At 39.2% G+C, this 20310-nt stretch carries 19 protein-coding genes; 15 read left to right on the top strand and 4 right to left on the bottom strand.

Annotation, left to right across the window (positions count from 1 at the left end; genetic code table 11):
• Positions 1 to 165: 165 nt before the first annotated feature.
• From paaA to QSG86_RS10065, 13 genes are all read left to right on the top strand, one after another.
• Complete coding sequence (gene paaA / locus QSG86_RS10005) at positions 166 to 1107, top strand: 1,2-phenylacetyl-CoA epoxidase subunit PaaA (protein WP_317031349.1); 942 nt, start codon at positions 166 to 168, stop codon at positions 1105 to 1107.
• Between the two features lie 29 nt (positions 1108 to 1136).
• The gene (gene paaB / locus QSG86_RS10010) at positions 1137 to 1427 is read left to right on the top strand and encodes a 1,2-phenylacetyl-CoA epoxidase subunit PaaB (RefSeq protein WP_317031350.1); all 291 of its coding nucleotides are present in this window, start codon (positions 1137 to 1139) and stop codon (positions 1425 to 1427) included.
• Positions 1428 to 1439: 12 nt separating this feature from the next.
• Positions 1440 to 2195: a 1,2-phenylacetyl-CoA epoxidase subunit PaaC gene (paaC, locus tag QSG86_RS10015; protein ID WP_317031351.1), complete on the top strand. Its 756-nt coding sequence runs from the start codon at positions 1440 to 1442 to the stop codon at positions 2193 to 2195.
• Positions 2196 to 2222: 27 nt separating this feature from the next.
• Positions 2223 to 2723 carry a 1,2-phenylacetyl-CoA epoxidase subunit PaaD gene (gene paaD / locus QSG86_RS10020; protein WP_317031352.1) on the top strand — a complete coding sequence of 167 codons (501 nt, stop codon included), beginning with the start codon at positions 2223 to 2225 and terminating at the stop codon, positions 2721 to 2723.
• A 63-nt stretch (positions 2724 to 2786) separates the two neighbouring features.
• Positions 2787 to 3845: a 1,2-phenylacetyl-CoA epoxidase subunit PaaE gene (gene paaE, locus QSG86_RS10025; protein WP_317031353.1), complete on the top strand. Its 1059-nt coding sequence runs from the start codon at positions 2787 to 2789 to the stop codon at positions 3843 to 3845.
• A 91-nt stretch (positions 3846 to 3936) separates the two neighbouring features.
• Positions 3937 to 4707, top strand: a complete 771-nt coding sequence (locus tag QSG86_RS10030; RefSeq protein ID WP_317031354.1) for an enoyl-CoA hydratase-related protein — start codon at positions 3937 to 3939, stop codon at positions 4705 to 4707.
• Entirely contained in the window at positions 4707 to 5498 is a 792-nt protein-coding gene (gene paaG, locus QSG86_RS10035) for a 2-(1,2-epoxy-1,2-dihydrophenyl)acetyl-CoA isomerase PaaG (protein ID WP_317031355.1), read from the top strand. Before QSG86_RS10030 ends, paaG begins: the two co-directional genes overlap by 1 nt.
• A gap of 3 nt (positions 5499 to 5501) precedes the next feature.
• Positions 5502 to 7058: a 3-hydroxyacyl-CoA dehydrogenase gene (locus tag QSG86_RS10040; RefSeq protein WP_317031356.1), complete on the top strand. Its 1557-nt coding sequence runs from the start codon at positions 5502 to 5504 to the stop codon at positions 7056 to 7058.
• Between the two features lie 10 nt (positions 7059 to 7068).
• Positions 7069 to 8280 carry a 3-oxoadipyl-CoA thiolase gene (gene pcaF / locus QSG86_RS10045; protein WP_317031357.1) on the top strand — a complete coding sequence of 404 codons (1212 nt, stop codon included), beginning with the start codon at positions 7069 to 7071 and terminating at the stop codon, positions 8278 to 8280.
• Between the two features lie 57 nt (positions 8281 to 8337).
• Positions 8338 to 9630 (top strand): phenylacetate--CoA ligase PaaK, encoded by a 1293-nt coding sequence (gene paaK / locus QSG86_RS10050; protein WP_317031358.1) that lies wholly within the window; start codon positions 8338 to 8340, stop codon positions 9628 to 9630.
• A gap of 59 nt (positions 9631 to 9689) precedes the next feature.
• Positions 9690 to 10631, top strand: coding sequence for a phenylacetic acid degradation operon negative regulatory protein PaaX (gene paaX / locus QSG86_RS10055; RefSeq protein WP_317031359.1), 942 nt, complete (start codon positions 9690 to 9692; stop codon positions 10629 to 10631).
• Between the two features lie 47 nt (positions 10632 to 10678).
• The gene (locus QSG86_RS10060) at positions 10679 to 11281 is read left to right on the top strand and encodes a gamma carbonic anhydrase family protein (RefSeq protein ID WP_317031360.1); all 603 of its coding nucleotides are present in this window, start codon (positions 10679 to 10681) and stop codon (positions 11279 to 11281) included.
• 317 nt (positions 11282 to 11598) lie between these two features.
• Complete coding sequence (locus tag QSG86_RS10065) at positions 11599 to 12507, top strand: polysaccharide deacetylase family protein (RefSeq protein ID WP_317031361.1); 909 nt, start codon at positions 11599 to 11601, stop codon at positions 12505 to 12507.
• Between the two features lie 98 nt (positions 12508 to 12605).
• On the opposite strand, the gene QSG86_RS10070 is transcribed toward QSG86_RS10065, so the two are convergent.
• The 3 genes from QSG86_RS10070 to QSG86_RS10080 all read right to left on the bottom strand — a co-directional run bounded on the left by QSG86_RS10070 (position 12606) and on the right by QSG86_RS10080 (position 15257).
• Positions 12606 to 13799 carry an MFS transporter gene (locus tag QSG86_RS10070; protein WP_317031362.1) on the bottom strand — a complete coding sequence of 398 codons (1194 nt, stop codon included), beginning with the start codon at positions 13797 to 13799 and terminating at the stop codon, positions 12606 to 12608.
• A 366-nt stretch (positions 13800 to 14165) separates the two neighbouring features.
• Positions 14166 to 14849: a cupin domain-containing protein gene (locus QSG86_RS10075; protein WP_317031363.1), complete on the bottom strand. Its 684-nt coding sequence runs from the start codon at positions 14847 to 14849 to the stop codon at positions 14166 to 14168.
• Positions 14850 to 14915: 66 nt separating this feature from the next.
• Positions 14916 to 15257 (bottom strand): carboxymuconolactone decarboxylase family protein, encoded by a 342-nt coding sequence (locus QSG86_RS10080; protein WP_317031364.1) that lies wholly within the window; start codon positions 15255 to 15257, stop codon positions 14916 to 14918.
• A 366-nt stretch (positions 15258 to 15623) separates the two neighbouring features.
• On the opposite strand from QSG86_RS10080, the gene gcvA reads away from it, so the two are divergent.
• Both gcvA and QSG86_RS10090 read left to right on the top strand, forming a co-directional pair.
• Positions 15624 to 16547: a transcriptional regulator GcvA gene (gene gcvA, locus QSG86_RS10085; RefSeq protein WP_317032550.1), complete on the top strand. Its 924-nt coding sequence runs from the start codon at positions 15624 to 15626 to the stop codon at positions 16545 to 16547.
• Between the two features lie 297 nt (positions 16548 to 16844).
• On the top strand, positions 16845 to 19040 hold the full coding sequence (locus QSG86_RS10090; RefSeq protein ID WP_317031365.1) for an OsmC domain/YcaO domain-containing protein: 2196 nt from the start codon (positions 16845 to 16847) through the stop codon (positions 19038 to 19040).
• Positions 19041 to 19099: 59 nt separating this feature from the next.
• Here QSG86_RS10090 and benE read toward each other — a convergent pair whose 3' ends face one another.
• Positions 19100 to 20290 (bottom strand): benzoate/H(+) symporter BenE, encoded by a 1191-nt coding sequence (benE, locus tag QSG86_RS10095; RefSeq protein WP_317031366.1) that lies wholly within the window; start codon positions 20288 to 20290, stop codon positions 19100 to 19102.
• Positions 20291 to 20310 lie beyond the last annotated feature (20 nt).

Here is a 20310-nt window from a genome sequence, read left to right on the forward strand (position 1 = left end):
ACTAAAAAATTAAATGAGTCGAAAATTTATAAAAATAGTTAATAAAAACAGGAATATAGATTATTTTATAATTTTAATTTATTTGATACTATAAAATAATTATTGATTTTAATTGTGTATCGTTTTAATTTATCAATATCAACACTTGGGATAAGTGAGGGAAAAATGAATCAGCAACAAAAAATATTTGATCAAAATATTGCGACAGATATTTCGATAGAGCCGAAGGACTGGATGCCTGATGCTTATCGTCAAACACTTATTCGCCAAATTGGGCAGCATGCACATTCTGAAGTGGTTGGAATGTTGCCGGAAGGGAATTGGATTACACGAGCGCCAACATTAAAACGTAAAGCCGTTCTGTTAGCTAAAGTACAGGATGAAGCCGGACATGGTTTATATCTTTATAGTGCTGCTGAAACCTTGGGTGCAGATCGTGATGAGATGATGGATAAACTAATCGCAGGGAAAATGAAGTATTCATCAATTTTCAATTATCCGACTTTGACATGGGCAGATGTTGCAGCGATTGGCTGGTTGGTCGATGGTGCAGCAATTGTCAATCAGGTTGCTTTATGTCGAACCTCTTATGGACCATACGCACGTGCTATGGTACGGATCTGTAAAGAAGAAAGTTTTCATCAACGCCAAGGTTTTGAAGCCATGATGCAGTTGGCACAGGGAACAGCCGAACAAAAACAAATGGCACAAGATGCGGTAAATCGTTTTTGGTGGCCAGCATTAATGATGTTTGGTCCAAGTGATGATAACTCACCGAATAGTGCACAAAGTATGCAGTGGAAAATTAAATTATTTAGTAATGATGCATTACGGCAGAAGTTTGTTGATAACACAGTACCGCAAGTTTTACAGCTCGGTCTGACTGTACCTGATCCAGATCTTCAATTTAATCAAGAAACCGGACATTATCAATTTGGCGCCATAGATTGGCAGGAATTTTTTGCTGTTTTAGCCGGTCAAGGGCCATGTAATCATGAACGTATTGAAGCACGTCGTAAAGCATGGCAAGACGGTAAATGGGTGCGTGATGCTGCTGTGATATATGCCAAGAAACAGCAGCAGCTAGATGCTCAAAAAGTTGCTTAATCAAATTAAAGATAAACGGAATTTAAATTATGGATAATCAAAATCACTGGTCTTTATATGAAGTATTTATTCGTAGCAAACAAGGCCTAAGTCATCGTCATGTGGGTAGTGTGCGTGCGCCTGATGATGAAATTGCATTACAAAATGCGCGTGACGTATATACACGCCGCAATGAGGGAATTAGTATTTGGGTGATTAAATCTGAGCTGATTACATCTTCACAACCAGATGAAAAACCTGAGTTTTTTGATCCATCACTGGATAAGGTCTACCGACATCCTACTTTTTACCATATTCCAGATGGCATTGAGCATATGTAAGAGGTGATGATCATGAAAAATCCTGTATTAGCACAATTTCTTTTACATATTGGCGATAGTCAACTGATTCTATCGCATCGCTTGGCTGAATGGTGTGGTCATGCTCCAGAATTAGAGTTGGATATTGCTTTGGCCAATATTGGTTTGGACCTATTAGGGCAGGCACGTACAGCATTAACGCTGGCAGGTCAGTTTGAAGGTTTAGGTCGTGATGAAGATCAAATCGCATATTTGCGTACAGAGCGTGAATATCGCAATTTATTGCTGTGTGAACAACCCAATGGTGATTTTGCCCAAACCATCGTGCGGCAGTGGTTATTTGATCATTATCATGCATTGTTGCTGGATGCATTGAGCAATAGTGGTTGTTCTGAATTAGCAGCATTTGCCACTAAATCCTTAAAAGAAGTGAAATATCATTTGCGTTTTTCAACAGCTTGGATGGAGCGTTTGAGTTTATCCACGTCTGAAGCACATGACAAAGTACAATATGCTTTACATCAACTATGGCGTTTTACTCAAGAATTATTTGTGTTAACGGCAGATGAACATACACTCGTTGCCGATGGTGTGATCAGCAATATTGAAGCATTACAACAGCAGTGGCAAATCTTGATTAAGCATGAACTTGACCGTTTTCAGTTAACCCTTGCCGAAATTCCAGCCTATCGCAATGGTGGCAAACAAGGATTACATACGGAGCATCTCGGCTATGTACTGGCTGAAATGCAATATCTGCAGCGTACTTATCCACAAATGAGTTGGTAGTATTTTGTTGTTGAGGGAGCAAGTGTAATGCAGATCATTCGACATGTTACTGAGCGGTGCTGGCAGGTTTTGGCTGATATAGCAGATCCTGAAATTCCAGTGTTATCGATATTAGATCTGGGCATGATCCGTGGTGTTGATTTGAACGCAGATCATGAAATTATCGTCCGTCTCACACCGACTTATAGTGGTTGTCCAGCAACAGATTTGTTAAAGGCAGAAATTATTCAGACATTCAGTCAGCATGGTCTTGTTCCTGTACAGGTTGTCATTGATTTATCAGAGGCATGGACAACAGATTGGATGAGCCAATCGGGTAAAAATAAACTGCAACAATATGGTATTGCGCCTCCTCAAGGTGATGCAGCGCATTGTGGAACACATGTGGCATTACAAGACGGTATTTCCTGCCCACAGTGTGCAAGTTCAGCAACCAAATTGTTAAGTGAATTTGGTTCAACTGCGTGTAAGGCACTCTATCAATGTCAAAACTGTTTAGAACCTTTTGACTATTTTAAATGTATTTAGATGGAACAGCGTATGTGGTGATGGCTCTACCCATATATAGCCGAAACCAAGAGGGATTTTTTAATGAATCAATTTATACCATTAACAATAAAATCAATTCAGCCTCAGACAGATCAAGCAATTTGTATTGCATTTGAGCTGACAGCAGAACAGCAAAATATCTTTCGCTATCAACCTGGACAGCATTTAACGATTCGTCATCTGACCACGACGGGTGAATTACGTCGTTGTTATTCAATTTGTAGTGATCTACAAGAAGATATCAGTATTGCCATTAAGCAAGTTGATCAGGGGCAATTTTCCACTTGGGCCAATCAACATTTAAAAGTCGGTGATTGTTTAGAAATTATGCCACCTCAAGGCGTTTTTTTTCAAAAGGCTCGTAAACAAGGTGGACAACATTATTTAGGTTTTGCAGCAGGCAGTGGCATTACGCCTATTTTATCAATTATTAAATCTGTTTTAAATCAGCATTCTGAAACTACTTTTACTTTGGTATATGGTAACCGCTCTTGGAAACAAACCATGTTTGCTGAGCAAATTATGGATTTAAAAGATCAATATAAGTCACGATTACAGTTAATTAATATCTTTTCTCGTGAATTAAATGATCAGGATATTTTTAATGGTCGTATTGATGCAGAAAAATTACAGCAGCTTTTTCAGGCTAATTTAATTGTTCCACAAATTGACCACGTTTTTGCTTGTGGGCCTGAAGAAATGATGCAGGCGATAGAACAGGTATTGCCTTCTTTAGGGGTGGCGAAAGAGAAGATTCATACTGAGCGTTTTAATCGTGGTAGTGCAGCTAAAACATCGGCAGTACCATCACAAAATCGCAATGAGGAAAGCGTGAGTATTATTCTGGATGGACGTGAATTACAGATTGATGTCTCTGCACAAGATGACAGTATTCTAGATGCCGCACTACGTGCTGGTGCAGATTTACCTTATGCGTGTAAGGGAGGGGTCTGCGCAACCTGTAAATGTAAGGTACTACAGGGGCAGGTGGATATGGCGGTCAACTATAGTCTGGAAGAAGATGAAATTGCAAAGGGCTATGTATTAAGTTGTCAGGCACGTCCGCTGAGCAGTGATGTTCGATTGAGTTTTGATCAATAAGGTGCAATCAAGTGTATTAAAGCTGATGCAGTACAGCAATCTTGGCTTGCATGCTTTAAATGGATCATGATGAAAGAATAGGAATTCTGCTATGCAATATATCAAAATGAATATCATACAGCCTGGTGTGGCATTGATTGAATTAAATCGACCTGAAAAACGTAATGCATTAAATAATGCGACCTTACAAGAAATTGCAGCGTGTTTGCAACAATGTGATCAAGATGGACAGATTCGCGCTGTGGTGATTACCGGTAATGAGCAATGCTTTGCTGCGGGAGCGGATTTAAATGAATTGGCTCAACTGGATGTCGTTCGCTTGCAGCAGGATCAACGTCCACAATTGTGGCAAAAAATTGATACTTTTTCAAAACCATTAATTATGGCTGTCAATGGTTATGCATTTGGTGCTGGATTTGAACTGGCTTTACATGGCGATATTCTGATCACTGGTGATAATGCTCAGTTTGCACTGCCTGAAATTGGTTTGGCGATGTTGCCTGGAGCGGGTGGTACACAACGTTTAGCACGTGTTGTTGGTACACAATTGGCGATGCGCTGGGCGATGACAGGTGAGTTTATTTCTGCAGCAACAGCATTACAACATGGGATAAGCAGCCAAATTTGTCCAGTTGATTTAACACGACAGTATGCGCTAGAGCTGGCTGTCAAGATTGCACAGCAGGCGCCACTTGCTATTCGGATGATTAAGCAATCATTAAAAACGGTATATGAATTGCCTTTAAGTCAAGGTTTAAAGCTTGAGCGACAATACTTTGTATGGTTGGCATCAACGCAAGACCGCCAAGAAGGCATAGATGCTTTTTTAAATAAAAGAAAACCAGTATTTCGAGGTATGTAATGGATTACCAAACAATTATCGTCAAAGAACAAAATGCTGTTGGTTATTTAACCTTTAATCGACCAAAGCAACTCAATAGTTTTAATGAAAAGATGCATCAAGAAGTGGCTGAGGTCTTAAAAGCATGGGCTAAAAATCGTGAGATTCGTGCAGTCGTGATTTCAGCCAGTGGTCGCGGTTTTTGTGCAGGTCAAGATCTTAACGATCGTGTGGTAGACCCAAATGCAGCAGCACCAGATTTAGGGATATCAATTGAAAAATATTATAATCCACTGATTAAATTAATCACTGCTATGCCAAAACCTGTTATATGTGCAGTCAATGGTGTCGCTGCTGGTGCAGGCGCCAATATTGCTTTAGCCTGTGATATTGTCGTTGCAGCACAATCTGCATCATTTATACAGGCATTTTGTCGCCTAGGCTTGGTACCTGATTCGGGTGGAACATGGTTTTTACCACGTTTAGTGGGGCGTGCTCAGGCGATGGGACTGGCGTTATTGGGCGATAAGCTAACGGCTGAAAAAGCATTACAATTAGGAATGATTTGGCAAGTTGTTGCAGATGAAGCTTTACAGCAGCAAGTGATCAGTATGGCTGAGCACCTTGCCCAGCAACCTACTTACGGTTTATCGCTGATTAAAAAAGCATTACATGCTTCTGCTGATAATCATTTAGAAGATCAATTAAATTTGGAAAGGGATTTACAGCGTTTGGCTGGGCGTTCGCATGATTATAAAGAGGGGGTACAAGCATTTATGCAAAAGCGCCCACCACAATATAAAGGATGTTAAGCGATGCAAAAAATCAAATTACAACAGGCGAAAATTGCCGTGATTGGTGCGGGTACCATGGGAACAGGTATTGCACAATTGGCCGCGATGAATGGCCATCAAGTGGTGCTTTTTGATGTTGATCAGCAGCAAGCTCAACATGCTTTAACACGTTTGTCGTTACAGTTAAATCAACGTGTGCAGGCCGGTAAAATGTCAGCACAATTGGTGGCCGATATTTTTGCTCATTTAACTGTTGTGGAGCAATTGAGTGCTTTAGCAGATGTTGATGTCATTATTGAAGCGATTGTAGAAAAAAAAGAAATCAAACAGGCATTATTTCAGCAGCTGGCAGATATCTGTAGTGAACAGACTATTTTTGCCTCGAATACGTCTTCAATTTCGATTACTGCGCTTGCAGCTACGATCCCTCATCCTGAACGTGTGATTGGACTGCATTTTTTTAATCCTGCACCAGTGATGAAGTTGGTTGAAATTATTTCTGGTTTGCAAAGCTCAGCCGTGATTGCAGAGCATTTATGCCAATTGATGCAGTCTTGGAACAAGGTTGCAGTAAAAGCCAAGTCAACACCAGGCTTTATTGTGAATCGTGTTGCCCGTCCTTATTATGCAGAAGCTTTTCGCGCTTTAGAAGAGCATGTGACAGCCCCTGAACAATTAGACTATCTGATGCGTGAGTGTGGTGGTTTTGCCATGGGTCCTTGTGAGTTGACGGATTTAATTGGACAGGATGTTAATTTCTCGGTGACACAAAGTGTTTATCATGCTTTTTTTGATGAACCACGTTATCGGCCTTCTTTACTACAGCAACAATTGGTTGATGCAGGATGCTATGGTCGTAAATCACAGCAAGGATTTTATCGTTATCATCAAGGCACAATGATCCCGCAATATCAACCACCAAGTTTAAAAATAGCTGTGTCAGAACAGATCAAAATTGTCGTTAAAGGTGCTTGGTTGACATGTTTAGGATTGATTGAGCGTTTACAACAGTGTCCTGATGTTGAACTTGAGTTTGAAGCTGCACGACAAGATGAAATTTTGATTGATGGATTATCATTACGTCTTACTCGGGGAGAATCCGTCGAACTTGACTATACTCAGCAGAAAGTTGTACTGATGGACTGGCACTGTGACTGGCAATCTGCCAAGAGTATCACGGTGACTGCTTCACCAGCATGTAGCACTTTCGATCTCAATCAAATCAATATGCTATTTACAGCACTGAATGTGATACCTATTTGGAGTCGTGATTATCCAGGGTTTTATGTTTTACGTACAATTGCGATGTTGGTCAATGAAGCCTGCGAAGCCGTATTACACCAAGTAGCATCTGAACAAGATATTGATTTAGCAATGAAATATGGCGTTAACTATCCTCAAGGGCCATTTGAATGGGCAACCAAGATCGGTTATCACGTTATTTTAGAAATTTTAAAAAATATCTATCGTATTTATGGTGAGGAGCGTTATAGGCCAAGTCTGTATTTACAAAAGAAAGTGGCATTAGGATGGCCACAAAATGCTGGACAAAACCAGCCATTAAAAGTCGCTGGCTAAAGGAAAATCAATGCAACAGGTTTATATTTTTGATGCAATTCGTACCCCGATTGGTCGTTACGCAGGAAGCTTGAGTCAAATTCGTAGTGATGATTTGGCGGCATTACCGATTAACTATTTATATCAGCGACATCCTCAATTGCCTTGGGCAGAGTTAGATGAAGTGATTTTAGGTTGTGCGAATCAGGCTGGTGAAGATAATCGCAACGTTGCTCGTATGGCAGCATTATTGGCTGGGTTACCCGATTCTGTTCCCGCATTAACGGTCAATCGTTTATGTGCCTCAGGACTGGATGCCATTGGTCTGGCAGCACGTTCAATTAAGGCTGGTGAAGCACAATTTATTTTGGCAGGTGGGGTGGAGTCGATGAGTCGAGCACCTTTTGTACAAGCCAAACCAGTGACGGCATTTAGTCGCAGCCCTGAAATTTATGATACGACTATCGGTTGGCGCTTTATTAATGCAAAGTTTAAAGCCCAGTTTGGTGTGGATAGTATGCCAGAAACGGCAGAACACGTGGCGCAAAAATTTGCGGTGAATCGTAAAGATCAGGATTTATTTGCTTATCGTAGTCAACAAAAAGCGGCACATGCACAGCGTAATGGTATTCTGGCTGAAGAAATTTTACCTGTGACAGTGGCAATCAATCGCCAACAAACTGTGACCATTACAGCTGATGAGCATCCACGTGCAGATACCACATTAGAAACTTTAGCAAGTTTAAAAACGCCATTTCGTGCAGTTGATGGTTCTGTCACTGCAGGCAATGCATCTGGTGTGAATGATGGTGCTGCATGTGTATTACTGGGTAATCAGGCCTTTGCGGATCGCTATGGTTTACCACCATTGGTCCGTGTGGTGGCAATGGCAAGTGCTGGTGTTGAAGCAAAATATATGGGTATTGGCCCTGTTCCTGCAGTGCATAAAGTATTGCAGCATAGTGGCTTAACTTTAGCGCAAATGGATGTGATTGAACTCAATGAAGCGTTTGCAGCGCAAGCACTTGCCGTCATTCGGGAATTGGGTTTAGCGGATGATGATCAACGAATTAATCCTAATGGCGGAGCCATTGCATTGGGACATCCTTTAGGTATGAGTGGTACCCGATTGGTGATCACTGCGATGAAGGAATTAAAACGCCGTCAAGGAAAATATGCATTGTGTACCATGTGTGTTGGTGTTGGACAAGGTGTAGCATTAATTCTGGAAAATGTAGATTAATTAGCGGATTGATAAAATGGAATATGCAGTCAGGACGACTGCAACAGGAGTGGAAAAATGAACAATAATGCGATGGAAAAAATTGAAACGGCTTCGATAGATGAGCTGCGTAGTGTACAGGTTGAACGGATTAAAAAAACCTTACACCACGCTTATGCAAATAGTTCGGTTTATCGTCAAAAATTTGATGCGCTAGGCGTACATCCGGATGATTTTAAATCATTACAGGATTTGGCCAAATTTCCATTTACCACCAAACAGGATTTAAGAGACCATTATCCGTTTGGGATGTTTGCTGTACCACAGGAGCAGATTGTACGTATTCATGCTTCATCTGGCACAACAGGTCAACCAACCGTGGTCGGGTATACGCAGCATGATTTAAATATCTGGGCTGATGTTGTTGCACGTTCATTACGTGCTGCAGGTTTAACACATAAAGATACTATTCAGGTTTCTTATGGCTATGGATTATTTACCGGAGGCTTAGGTGCACATTATGGTGTAGAACGTTTAGGTGCCACCGTAATTCCAATGTCTGGTGGACAAACCGAGCGTCAGGCACAATTAATTCATGATTTTAAACCCACTGCATTAATGGTGACACCTTCATACTGTCTAAATATCATTGAAGCATTAGAAAATAAGTTTGGTAGTGCAAAAGATTGCTCTATTCACACTGGAATATTTGGTGCCGAGCCTTGGACGCATGAAATGCGTAAGGAAATTGAAGAACGTTTGGGGATTAATGCACTGGATATTTATGGACTGTCTGAAGTGATGGGACCAGGTGTAGCGATGGAGTGTCTGGAATCGAAAGATGGACCGACCATTTGGGAAGACCATTTTTATCCAGAAATTATTCATCCTGAAACTGGCGAGGTTTTAGCAGATGGTGAATTTGGTGAGTTAGTGTTTACCACTATTACCAAAGAAGGGATGCCTGTGATTCGTTATCGTACACGCGATTTAACACGTTTATTACCAGGGACTGCACGGTCAATGCGTCGGATGGATAAAATTATGGGGCGTAGCGATGATATGATGATTATTCGTGGTGTCAATGTATTCCCTTCGCAAATTGAAGAGCAAATTTTACAAATTCCACAACTGATTGCCAATTATCAAATCCAGATTTGTAAACATAAGCATCTTGATACATTGCATATCCGGACTGAAATGCGTAAAAATAGTCATGCAACCATGGCCAATCAACTCGAACATCAGTTGAAAACACAAATTAAAACCATGGTGGGGATTAGTGTGAGTGTTGAAGTGTTACCGGAAGGTAGTTTACCTCGTTCAGAAGGCAAAGCTCAGCGTGTATTTGATATTCGTCAGTCGGCATAAACTTCAATTGGATGATATATGGTATATCATCCAATTTTTATCAGGTAAATTGAAGCGTAATGAATCTAAAACTAAAACAAGCGATTGATGATTTTATTCAACATGAGGCCTTGAGTGGGACCTCATTGGTGATGACCATTTTTGGTGACAGTATTTTTCATCGTGGCGGGATTATCAGTCTTGCCAGCCTGATTCAATTAATGGAAGTTTTTGGTTTTAATGAGCGTTCAGTACGTACAGCCGTATTCCGTTTGGTGCAAAATGGTTGGCTGATTTCAGAAAAAATTGGCCGGACCAGCTATTATCGTATCACTGAAAGTAGTCGTCAGCGATTTATGACTGCGGATCAAAAAATATATAGTTTCCAACATCATGAATGGGATAAAAAGTGGGACTTAGTATTATTAAGTTCAGTCGAGTTAGAAAATAAAATAATTTTAAAAAAAGAATTAGAGTGGCTTGGTTTTGCCAATATTGCCACCAATGTCATGGCTTATCCCGGCTGTGATCAGGCCAAATTGCAGACCTTATTACTCAATTTAAAAATGACCGATCAGGTGGTCATTTTTAGGGCAGAGACGTTACAGTTTTGGCAAGAATCATTCCCAACCATTAAGCGTATGGTTGAAATCAATTGGCCTGTGTCTGAATTACATCAACGCTATGAGAAATTTATTGGTGACTTCCGTGAATTTTTTAACCTGATTCAGCAAAGTGATGATTGTAGCCCAAGCCAAGCGTTCCAGATTCGTATTTTATTGATTCATCAATATCGTAGAATTTTACTCAAAGATCCAAATTTACCATTTGAGTTGTTGCCCTCAAATTGGCTGGCTTTAATTGCGCGAAACTTAAGTAATAATCTATACCAACAGGTCTTTAGCGCTGCTGATGAATTTTTTATTGAATTTGCACGTACAGCAGAAGGATCTATGCCACCAGTACATCCACAGTTTTATAAACGTTTTGGTGGTTTAAAACTAGAATCATTACATGATTGAATAACTTGTAATATTAAGATTAACCTAGAAAATTTCAAGGAAATGAAATGCCATGTTATGCCATTGATGGGGTAATCCCTGTTGTCAGTCCGCTTGCGTATGTACATCCAACAGCTGTATTAATAGGTGATGTGATCATTGAAGCGGGTGTTTATATTGGTCCTTTTGCATCATTAAGAGCAGATTTTGGTCGAATTCATATTAAAGAAAATGCCAATGTACAAGATTCGTGTGTAATTCATGGCTTTGGCCAAAGTATTACCTTGGTTGAACGTTATGGTCATATTGGCCATAGCGCCATTTTACATGGCTGTATCATTGGTGAACATGTACTTGTCGGCATGAATAGCGTAATTTTGGATGAGGCTGAAATTGGTGCTTATAGTATTGTTGGCGCCAATAGTACAGTGAAAGCCAAAGCCAAAATTCCAGAAAATGTATTACTCTTGGGTAGTCCTGCGCGTATTATTCGTCCATTAGAGCAAAAAGAGCGAGATTGGAAACGTCATGGTACTGAACAATATATTCAATTAACCCAGCGTTGTTTACATCATTTTGAAGAAGTGCAACCCTTGCAAGAAGATTCAAGTGAAAGATTGACTTATCAAGATTTTAATTTAGATGACTATTCAATTAAGAAAAATAGTTAGTACTGATATGGTGATGAGGAGATCGGCATTGATAGGATTTCAATTCCGATCCTAACTAAACGTATTGATGGGGGAGTTTAACGATTATAAGTATGGTTCATCATGGTTGAGCACAATAGGTTTGCTACCTGAGTCAGGTGATGTTATAGAATCATCAATCATTTATATCGGTTTGTTTGCTTATTATTTTTGAAATTTTTTATAGCGTGATATTGAGATGGGAGCCCAAAATTGATTTGACGGCAATCATCAGTATACGCGTTCGTTATTCAGTTGTTATTCTGATTATATGCGATATCAAATCATAGGATTACGATATGTTGCAAAAAATGCTGTTAGGTCTGTGTCTATGTTTATCAGATGTTGCACTGGCAAAAAGCTTAGCATTAAGTTTTGATGATGGTTTAGATCCATTGACTTATCCAGCAGCGCAGCATGTTAACCACACCATTTTACAAACCTTAAAACAAAATAAAATTCATGCAATTATTTATCCGAGTATAAGTAAAATTGGTAGCACGGAAGGATTAAATTTAATTTCAGAATGGGGTAAACAAGGGCATCGTATTGGTAATCATGGCAATCTACATCTCAATCTAAATAAAAATGAAGTAAATTTATCTGATTATTTAAACGATATGCAACACGCTCATCAGGTGTTTTCTGCATTAGAAGGATTTGTACCACGCTATCGTTTTCCATTTCTTAAAGAGGGAAATACGTTAGAAAAAAGACAAGGAGTAAGAACGTGGCTGAGTACGCATCATTATCAATCCGGTGCAGTAAGTATTGATGCAAGTGATTGGTATTACAACCAGTTATTTTTAAAATATCAGCAAGAAAATGATCAAGCTCGCTTGGAAAAGTTAAAACGGGCCTATATTTTTCATCTACTTGACCGGGCAAAATATTATGATCATTTAGCCTTACAAACATTAGGGCGATCGCCAAAACATGTATTGTTACTGCATGTCAGAGCAATTAATGCGGCTTGGTTAGAGGATATAATTTATTCTTTTCAGAAAGATGGTTGGCAATTCATTGATAGTGATACAGCTTATCAAGATACGATTTATCATATTCAACCGAATCTATTACCTGCTGGTGAAAGTATTATATGGAGTATTGCACAGATTTATGGTGTCAAAAATTTACGTTATCCCGCAGAAGATGCACCATATGAGTATAGTAACTTGATTCAGCATGGTTTAAATATTGAAAAATAAGTATCTAGTTTCAGTGACGCTCAAGTTGAGCTCATGGATATCACATTATTGATCATGCCATGAGATTAAAACATAATGTCACAGCATGATATTTACGATTAAATTTTAAGTTGTACGTTCTTGTGCTTAATATTTAACCAAATCAAAGACAGTGCAGCAATGGCTAACCATGGCAGCAATGCTAAATTCATCGCTTTCCATCCAAATATATCCAGTAAGGCGCCAGCACTAAAAGAACAGATCAGTCCAATAATAAACACGGTCATATCATTGATGGCTTGAGCTTTAGATTTTTCTTCCACAGTATAACTAACGGTTAATAAAGATGTACTGCCAATAAATAAGAAATTCCATCCTATTCCCAATAGGATTAATGAAATTGCAAAAGAGGAAAAGTAAAAACCCGATAAACTCATCAAGATATAACACAAAAATAGTATCAATCCGATGAGCATAATTTTAATTGTACCAAAGCGAGCAATTAAATGACCTGTAATAAAGGACGGTAAAAACATGCCTAATACATGTAATTGGATCACCATGGTAATTGCGCTAAGTCCATGTTGAGACTGACTCATCGCGATTGGTGTCGCTGTCATACCTAAAATCATGATGCCATATCCAGTAATCGCACCGAATAAGGCCACGAAATATGTTGGTTGAGATACGATTTGATACCATGGTCGACCAGCACTAAAATTTGTTTTTAATTGAGTTTCATTTGGAATTCTCAAGCCTGATAAAATTCCCATAGCAAGCAGTGATACTACGCTAATGATTAAGAATGAACCGACATATTCCAGATGATTAAATAAAGGACCACCAAAACGTGCCAGTGTAGGACCGAGAATTGCTGCGACAACACCGCCTGCCATAACAAAAGAAATTGCGCGTGAACGAAAAGCATCATCAGCAACTTCACTCGCTGCAAAGCGATAAAACTGAGCAAATGATTGGTAAGCGCCTACACAGAAAGTTCCGACAGCCAAAAGCATAAGTGAACTATATATCACGCCTAGTGCTGCAATTAGTCCACCAGTTACGCCCAATAATGCCCCAGCAATAAAGCCTTTTCTTCTACCCATATGTGCCATTAGAATAGATGCAGGAAACATCATGGTTGCAGTACCAAGAAACATGGCTGCAATTGGTAATGTAGCCAGTAGCGGCGTATCGGCAATATTTGCGCCAGCCAAGCCACCAATGGTCATCACCATGACTGAAACAGTTTGAAAAAGGGACTGTGAACTTGCCAAGATCAGAACTTGACGATGCATATTATTTTCAAACATAGGAAACCTTGATAAATTCGTCCTTTTAGGCAATTAACATTTTGCCTGTATTGGATATTAAAATCGGCCGTTTAATCCATTTTAATGATTTATAGCTAAATTCTAAAAAATCAGTATGTCAAATTCTCGACAAAATACCATTTTTTTAGAATCTGGGTATACCGTTGAATTAACGACCCAGTGACAGCTTAATGAACTTAAGTCGTGTGCAATAGCGTGTCCATTCAATCGCCTAAATAGACTTTTGATCACATAATTACGCTTATGTTGCAAGTCGTAGATTATGCTCAATATCGATAGGCTGTAATAAATCAACAGCCCTATCATTGATCTTAAATGTCATCGATGACTGTAGCTAACATGCAATCATTTTTGATCGAGCCATTGCTGTTGGGCGTAACTAAGATGCCCTGTCTTGATATAAAGTGTGGCACCTAAGTGACCGACTTGAAAGCTGGCATGTTGTTGAGGTGGTAAACGAATCCATGTACCTACAGGAAAAATTTCACGCCCCTGATTTAATTCTCCCTTTAGAATCAGTAGCTCTATGCCATGATTAGACAGGTTTTTAAATTTTTGATTAGGTTCGAGTTTCTCTAGATAGGTCATCTCAAACTCAGATTGATATAAAGGACATCGCATGCTATTGCCTAGGCTGATCCAATTTAAAGGATCATTGGTATTGATGCGCGTTTGGTTCTGCTCTTGTTCGCTCATTTGCATCAGCTTAACGAAAAGCAAAGTGCCATGTTCACTCGAAGCTTGATGTAGAGAATTATGAGGATTGCGTAGATACCAGCCTTCTGGATAATGATCCTGATTATTTTCAGTAAATGTACCTGAAAGTACCAAAATTTCTTCACCGAGTGGATGTCGATGTATTGGAAAAGTGGATTTAGCTGGATATTGAACCAGGCTAGTTGCACGTGCATATTCATTGCCTATACGGTCCAACATCACTCTGTCTACTTCGCCGCGCAAAGATTTTACCCAGCGATAGTTTTCTGGTTTCATCATCACCATTTGTGAAAAGTCGGCATGTATCCGCATCAAGTAGTCCTTAAAATTAAAACGGCCATATTTTCCAAACTATAGCTCAGTCAATTTAAAAAATGATTAAGTATTTTGCTGTGAAGCTACGGCCTCTAAAACACGTGCAGAATAGGTTAGTGCAGCACCAGCATTCAGATTAATCGCCACGGATAGGGCTTCAGCAATTTCCTCACGGCTGATACCGAGTTCAATTGCTTTTTGAGCATGTACCGCAATACAGCCGTCACAACGTGTGGTCACAGCAACAGCTAAAGCAATCAATTCATGTGTTTTTGCATCAAGTTTTCCTAGCTTTGCTGTTCCAGCATTCATTGCTGTTAAGCCACGTATATGATGAGGAGCTAAAGTTGCATAGTCATCGATATATTTAAACAAAGATGTACGATATTCATGCCAATTTTGCATTTTATTTCTCTACATTTATTTCAGTCATTCAGCAACTTGATCAATATGGATCTTAGATACAGCTTTTAATTTCATCGCATTGAGTATTCAATTCATAAACCAGAGATAGGTTGAGTATCTTGCCATAACATCACCATCTATTTTGTGTATAAGACCAATGGTCATCTGTTTATTAATATCTAAACCAGCATGACCAGTAATGATGACAACCCTTAAAGAAAATCTATGCATTATAGATTGATACGTATATGCGAAGGCTAATTTCAATCCCTAGTATTAATAAGCTATAGCGCGATTCTAGGTGTAGAAAGATCGGTTTACAAATGAGATAATCTTGTCAATATTGAAAGAAAAACTATGTTATATATGAATGGCCCGACGTTTTTAAATGCATTAAAAGCTTTTGAAGCCAGTGCAAGACATCAGAGTTTTTCTGCAGCAGCGCAAGAGCTAAATGTGACCCCAGCTGCTGTAGGTCAATTGGTGAGAGGATTAGAAGATTATTTGGCTGTTCGCCTTTTTTATCGTCAATCTAGTGGAAAAAATCGGCTTATTGCGACAGAAGTAGCACGATCTGCTTTACCTGATATACGTGCTGGTTTTGATCAACTCAGCTTAGGTCTAGAAAAGCTTAAAAAAGGCAGTGCTTTAGGTATTTTAACGGTAACGGTGAGTCCTGCTTTTGCTGCGAAATGGTTATTGCCCAGAATTGATAAATTTCAAGCCTGTTATCCAGAGACCGATGTGCGTTTAGATACCAATCTTAAAACAGTCGATTTTATAGAAAATGGTATAGATATTGGTGTTAGATATGGCCGTGGTATCTGGCCCGGTCTGGTTGCAGAAAAATTAATGGATGAAGAAATTTTTCCTGTTTGTTCGCCAGCATTCTATCAACAGCATGAAATGCAATTACGTACACCATTATATTTACTCAAGCTGCCATTAATTCATGACCTATCAATGGATCAGCATGCAGATTTTACATCTTGGGATAAGTGGCTGCATGCTCATCACATCACACGACAACATATCCACAGAGGGCTTAAAATCAATAACTCTGCTGCAGTTTTACAGGCTGCAATTGATGGTCAAGGTATTGCACTTGCACGTAGTGTAATGGCTGATGATGATTTAAAAGCAGGTCGATTAATTAAACTCTATCCTGATTTAAGCTGTTCGTCGCTATTGGCATACTATATTGTCTATCGTGAGGAGTGCCAATCACTTGCTAAGTTAATTGCATTTAGGGACTGGCTTCAGCAAGAAGTCACAGTAACTGATAGATAAAATAGACTTAAAATAACCATATTGGTATGAGGTGAATAAAATCTACGATAGCTATTGAGCGCTAACTATTGAGCGGTATTAAAGATTAGCGTGAAGTCACTTACCGCATGATTGTATTTTAAGCAACGCAAAAAAATGCTGAACAGTTCGCAATTATCTTAAATCACTTTATAATATTTGGCCTTGGGTAAGTCAATTTCTTCTGTGTGATTCGGCTTAGAGGTCAATAGTTTAAAAATTTATGTGTAAATAATCAGGATCATGATCCAATCGACATAAATAGGGTGAGGCGAGAGCATGGAAATTAAAGTTAATTATCTGGATAATCTTCGACAAGAAGCCAAGTTTGATGATTTTACGGTGATTGCGGATCAACCGATTCGTTATAAAGGTGATGGTTCTGCACCGGGACCATTCGATTATTTTCTGGCATCTTCTGCCTTGTGTGCTGCATATTTTGTTAAAGTGTATTGTGCAGCGCGCGATATTCCAACCGATCATATTCGTCTCTCACAAAATAATATTGTTGATCCTGAAAATCGTTATAAACAAATTTTTAAAATTCAAGTCGAACTACCTGCAGATATTTCAGAAAAAGATCGTCAAGGTATTTTACGATCTATTGATCGTTGTACCGTTAAAAAGGTCATTCAAACTGGTCCAGAATTTGTGATCGAAGAAGTTGAAAGTATTGATGCCGATGCACAAGCTTTACTGATGCCAAGTCTTACTGAAGGTGAAGGTACACGTATTGCAGGTAAAGATCTGCCTTTAGAAGAAACCATTGCCAATATGTCGGCAATTTTAGCGCGTTTGGGGATGAAAATTGAAATCGCATCATGGCGCAATATTGTACCCAATGTATGGTCATTGCATATTCGTGATGCACAGTCGCCAATGTGTTTTACCAATGGTAAAGGCTCAAGCAAAGAAAGTGCACTCGCTTCTGCACTGGGTGAATTTATTGAACGCCTTAACTGTAATTTCTTTTATAATGACCAGTTTTGGGGGCAGGATATTGCGCAAGCTGAATTCGTCCATTATCCTGATGAAAAATGGTTCCAGCCTGGACCAAATGGTGAATTACCCAGCGAAATTTTAGATTCATATACTCGTGAAATTTATGATCCTGAACAAGAATTATTAGGTACACATTTATATGATACCAACTCAGGAAATATACAACGTGGTATTTGCTCATTGCCCTTTATCCGTCAATCTGATGGCGAAACAGTCTATTTTCCTTCAAATCTGATCGAAAATTTATATTTAAGTAATGGTATGAGTGCAGGCAATACCTTAGCTGAAGCACAAGTCCAATGTTTATCTGAAATTTTTGAACGTGCAGTAAAACGTGAAATCCTAGAAGGTGAAATGACACTTCCTGATGTACCTGAGCAGGTATTGGCAAAGTATCCGAAAATTGTTGCAGGTATTCAGGCTCTAGAAGCGCAAGGTTTTCCAGTTTTGGTAAAAGATGCATCATTGGGCGGCCAATTTCCAGTCATGTGTGTGACTTTGATGAATCCTCGTACAGGTGGAGTATTTGCCTCATTTGGTGCACATCCAAATTTCGAGGTGGCATTAGAGCGTAGCCTGACTGAACTATTGCAAGGACGTAGCTTTGAAGGTCTAAATGATTTACCTAAACCGACGTTTAATTCGAACGCGGTCACTGAACCCAATAACTTTGTTGAACATTTTATTGATTCAAGTGGTGTAGTATCTTGGCGTTTCTTTAGTAGCCAAGCGGATTATGATTTTGTTGAATGGGACTTTACGCAACATGGTCAAGCATCGAATGCTGATGAAGCCAGTGCTTTATTTGCAATTTTGCAAGATATGGGTAAAGACGTTTATATGGCGGTATATCAACATTTAGGCGCAACGGCATGCCGTATTTTAGTACCCGATTATTCTGAAGTTTATTTGGTAGAAGATTTAATCTGGGACAATACCAATCGTGCTTTACAGTTTCGTGAAGATATTCTCAACTTACACCGTTTAGATCAGACTCAACTTGAAGCGTTGGTTGAACGTTTAGAAGAAGTAGAAGTTGATGACTATACTGATATTACAACATTAATTGGTATTGAGTTTGATGATAATACGGTTTGGGGACAGCTGACCATTTTAGAGTTAAAATTATTAATTTATTTGGCATTGCAACAATTTGAAGAGGCCAAAGATTTAGTAGAGGCCTTCTTGCAATATAACACCAATACCGTAGAGCGTGGTTTATTCTATCAATGTATGAATGTGGTGTTAGAAGTTTATCTAGATGATGAAATGCAACTGGAAGATTACCAATATAATTTCCGCCGTATGTTTGGTGATGAACGTATGGATGCAGTAATCGGATCATTGCAAGGCAGTGTACGTTTCTATGGTTTAACGGAAACCAATATGCAGTTAGAAGGATTAGATCGTCATTTACGCTTAATTGACAGTTATAAAAAACTTCATCATGCACGTGCTCAATCTTTAAAATAAATTTATGATTTACAACAGGATAGTATTACTGTCCTGTTGTAATGGTTGAAATAAATGAGTTATTTTGGGCTATCAACGGGTGTTTTACTTAATAATAGGTGTGCAATTACACCAATACAAATTCCCCAAAATACCGAACTTAATCCTAAAAAATGCATGCCTGAAGCAGTGGCTAAAAAGGTAATCAGTGCAGCATCACGATATGCTTCATTTTTCATGGCAATTGAAATATTGCTGGCAATTGCACCCAATAAGGCTAAACCTGCTAATGCAGCAATCAGCTCTTTGGGGAGTAGACTAAATAGCATGACAATACTGCCTGCAAATAATCCACCTAAAATATAGAAAATACCGTTGGCAATACCTGCAATATAGCGCTTCTCTTTTAATTCATGTGCATCTTTGCCCATGCATAATGCAGCAGTAATTGATGCTAAAACAATGGTAATCCCACCGACACAGGCAACAGCAAGAGAAGCAAGACTCGTGGCAGTGATAATCGGTTTTGCCGCTGTGTCATAGCCACTGAGTCTCATAATGGCCATACCCGGTAAAAATTGTCCGGTCAAACTGACTAAAATTAATGGCAGTGCTAGATTTAATGTCGAATTCCAAGTCCATTCAGGTTGAATAAATTGTGGAACAGCTAAAGCAAAATTAAATTCGACAGGATTCATTTTGCCTAAAAACAAGCTAAGCGCCACACCTGAAATAAGCACCCAAACCATGCTATAACGTGGTGTTAAACGTTTGGCACATAAAAAGACCAGCAACATACTAAAGACAATGATGGGCATGGTATCTGTTGCCGTAAATAGTGCTAAACCAAATTGGAATAAAATACCCGCCATCATTCCTGCAGCAATATCTTGAGGAATCCATTTCAATAATTTATCAAAATAGCCCGTAATACCAATGATAAAAATAACCACTGCAGTTGTGATATAGGCTGCAACAGCTTCATGGAGTGAAATATCTGGAAATAGTGTCACTAATAAAGCAGTTCCTGGTGCAGACCATGCTGTGATTACGGGGACTTTATATTTAATCGATAAGAAAATGCCAGCAACGGCCGCACCAATTGAAATTCCCCAGATCCATGAAATCATCATGGCGTTGGAAACCTGTGCTTGCTGCGCTGCTTGAAAAAAAATAATTAAAGGACCTGAATAAGAAATCAGTACCGCTAAAAATCCGGCCACTGTGGCCGAAATTGACCAGTCTTTTTTCAAGCTGTTAAGCGTTGTCATTGCTATGCCTCCATGCAGTC

The sequence above is a fragment of the Acinetobacter sp. SAAs474 genome (assembly GCF_032823475.1).
In the GTDB taxonomy this organism is placed as follows: domain Bacteria; phylum Pseudomonadota; class Gammaproteobacteria; order Pseudomonadales; family Moraxellaceae; genus Acinetobacter.

What these genes read in the sequence shown, in the direction of transcription:
- QSG86_RS10040 (WP_317031356.1), top strand. Translation starts at nt 5,502, where the DNA reads ATGCAAAAAATCAAATTACAACAGGCGAAAATTGCCGTGATTGGTGCG.
- QSG86_RS10075 (WP_317031363.1), bottom strand. Translation starts at nt 14,849, where the DNA reads ATGCGGATACATGCCGACTTTTCACAAATGGTGATGATGAAACCAGAA.
- pcaF (WP_317031357.1), top strand. Translation starts at nt 7,069, where the DNA reads ATGCAACAGGTTTATATTTTTGATGCAATTCGTACCCCGATTGGTCGT.
- QSG86_RS10070 (WP_317031362.1), bottom strand. Translation starts at nt 13,799, where the DNA reads ATGTTTGAAAATAATATGCATCGTCAAGTTCTGATCTTGGCAAGTTCA.
- QSG86_RS10090 (WP_317031365.1), top strand. Translation starts at nt 16,845, where the DNA reads ATGGAAATTAAAGTTAATTATCTGGATAATCTTCGACAAGAAGCCAAG.
- QSG86_RS10030 (WP_317031354.1), top strand. Translation starts at nt 3,937, where the DNA reads ATGCAATATATCAAAATGAATATCATACAGCCTGGTGTGGCATTGATT.
- QSG86_RS10065 (WP_317031361.1), top strand. Translation starts at nt 11,599, where the DNA reads ATGTTGCAAAAAATGCTGTTAGGTCTGTGTCTATGTTTATCAGATGTT.
- paaA (WP_317031349.1), top strand. Translation starts at nt 166, where the DNA reads ATGAATCAGCAACAAAAAATATTTGATCAAAATATTGCGACAGATATT.
- paaE (WP_317031353.1), top strand. Translation starts at nt 2,787, where the DNA reads ATGAATCAATTTATACCATTAACAATAAAATCAATTCAGCCTCAGACA.
- paaK (WP_317031358.1), top strand. Translation starts at nt 8,338, where the DNA reads ATGAACAATAATGCGATGGAAAAAATTGAAACGGCTTCGATAGATGAG.
- benE (WP_317031366.1), bottom strand. Translation starts at nt 20,290, where the DNA reads ATGACAACGCTTAACAGCTTGAAAAAAGACTGGTCAATTTCGGCCACA.
- QSG86_RS10060 (WP_317031360.1), top strand. Translation starts at nt 10,679, where the DNA reads ATGCCATGTTATGCCATTGATGGGGTAATCCCTGTTGTCAGTCCGCTT.
- QSG86_RS10080 (WP_317031364.1), bottom strand. Translation starts at nt 15,257, where the DNA reads ATGCAAAATTGGCATGAATATCGTACATCTTTGTTTAAATATATCGAT.
- paaG (WP_317031355.1), top strand. Translation starts at nt 4,707, where the DNA reads ATGGATTACCAAACAATTATCGTCAAAGAACAAAATGCTGTTGGTTAT.
- paaC (WP_317031351.1), top strand. Translation starts at nt 1,440, where the DNA reads ATGAAAAATCCTGTATTAGCACAATTTCTTTTACATATTGGCGATAGT.
- paaD (WP_317031352.1), top strand. Translation starts at nt 2,223, where the DNA reads ATGCAGATCATTCGACATGTTACTGAGCGGTGCTGGCAGGTTTTGGCT.
- paaX (WP_317031359.1), top strand. Translation starts at nt 9,690, where the DNA reads ATGAATCTAAAACTAAAACAAGCGATTGATGATTTTATTCAACATGAG.
- paaB (WP_317031350.1), top strand. Translation starts at nt 1,137, where the DNA reads ATGGATAATCAAAATCACTGGTCTTTATATGAAGTATTTATTCGTAGC.
- gcvA (WP_317032550.1), top strand. Translation starts at nt 15,624, where the DNA reads ATGAATGGCCCGACGTTTTTAAATGCATTAAAAGCTTTTGAAGCCAGT.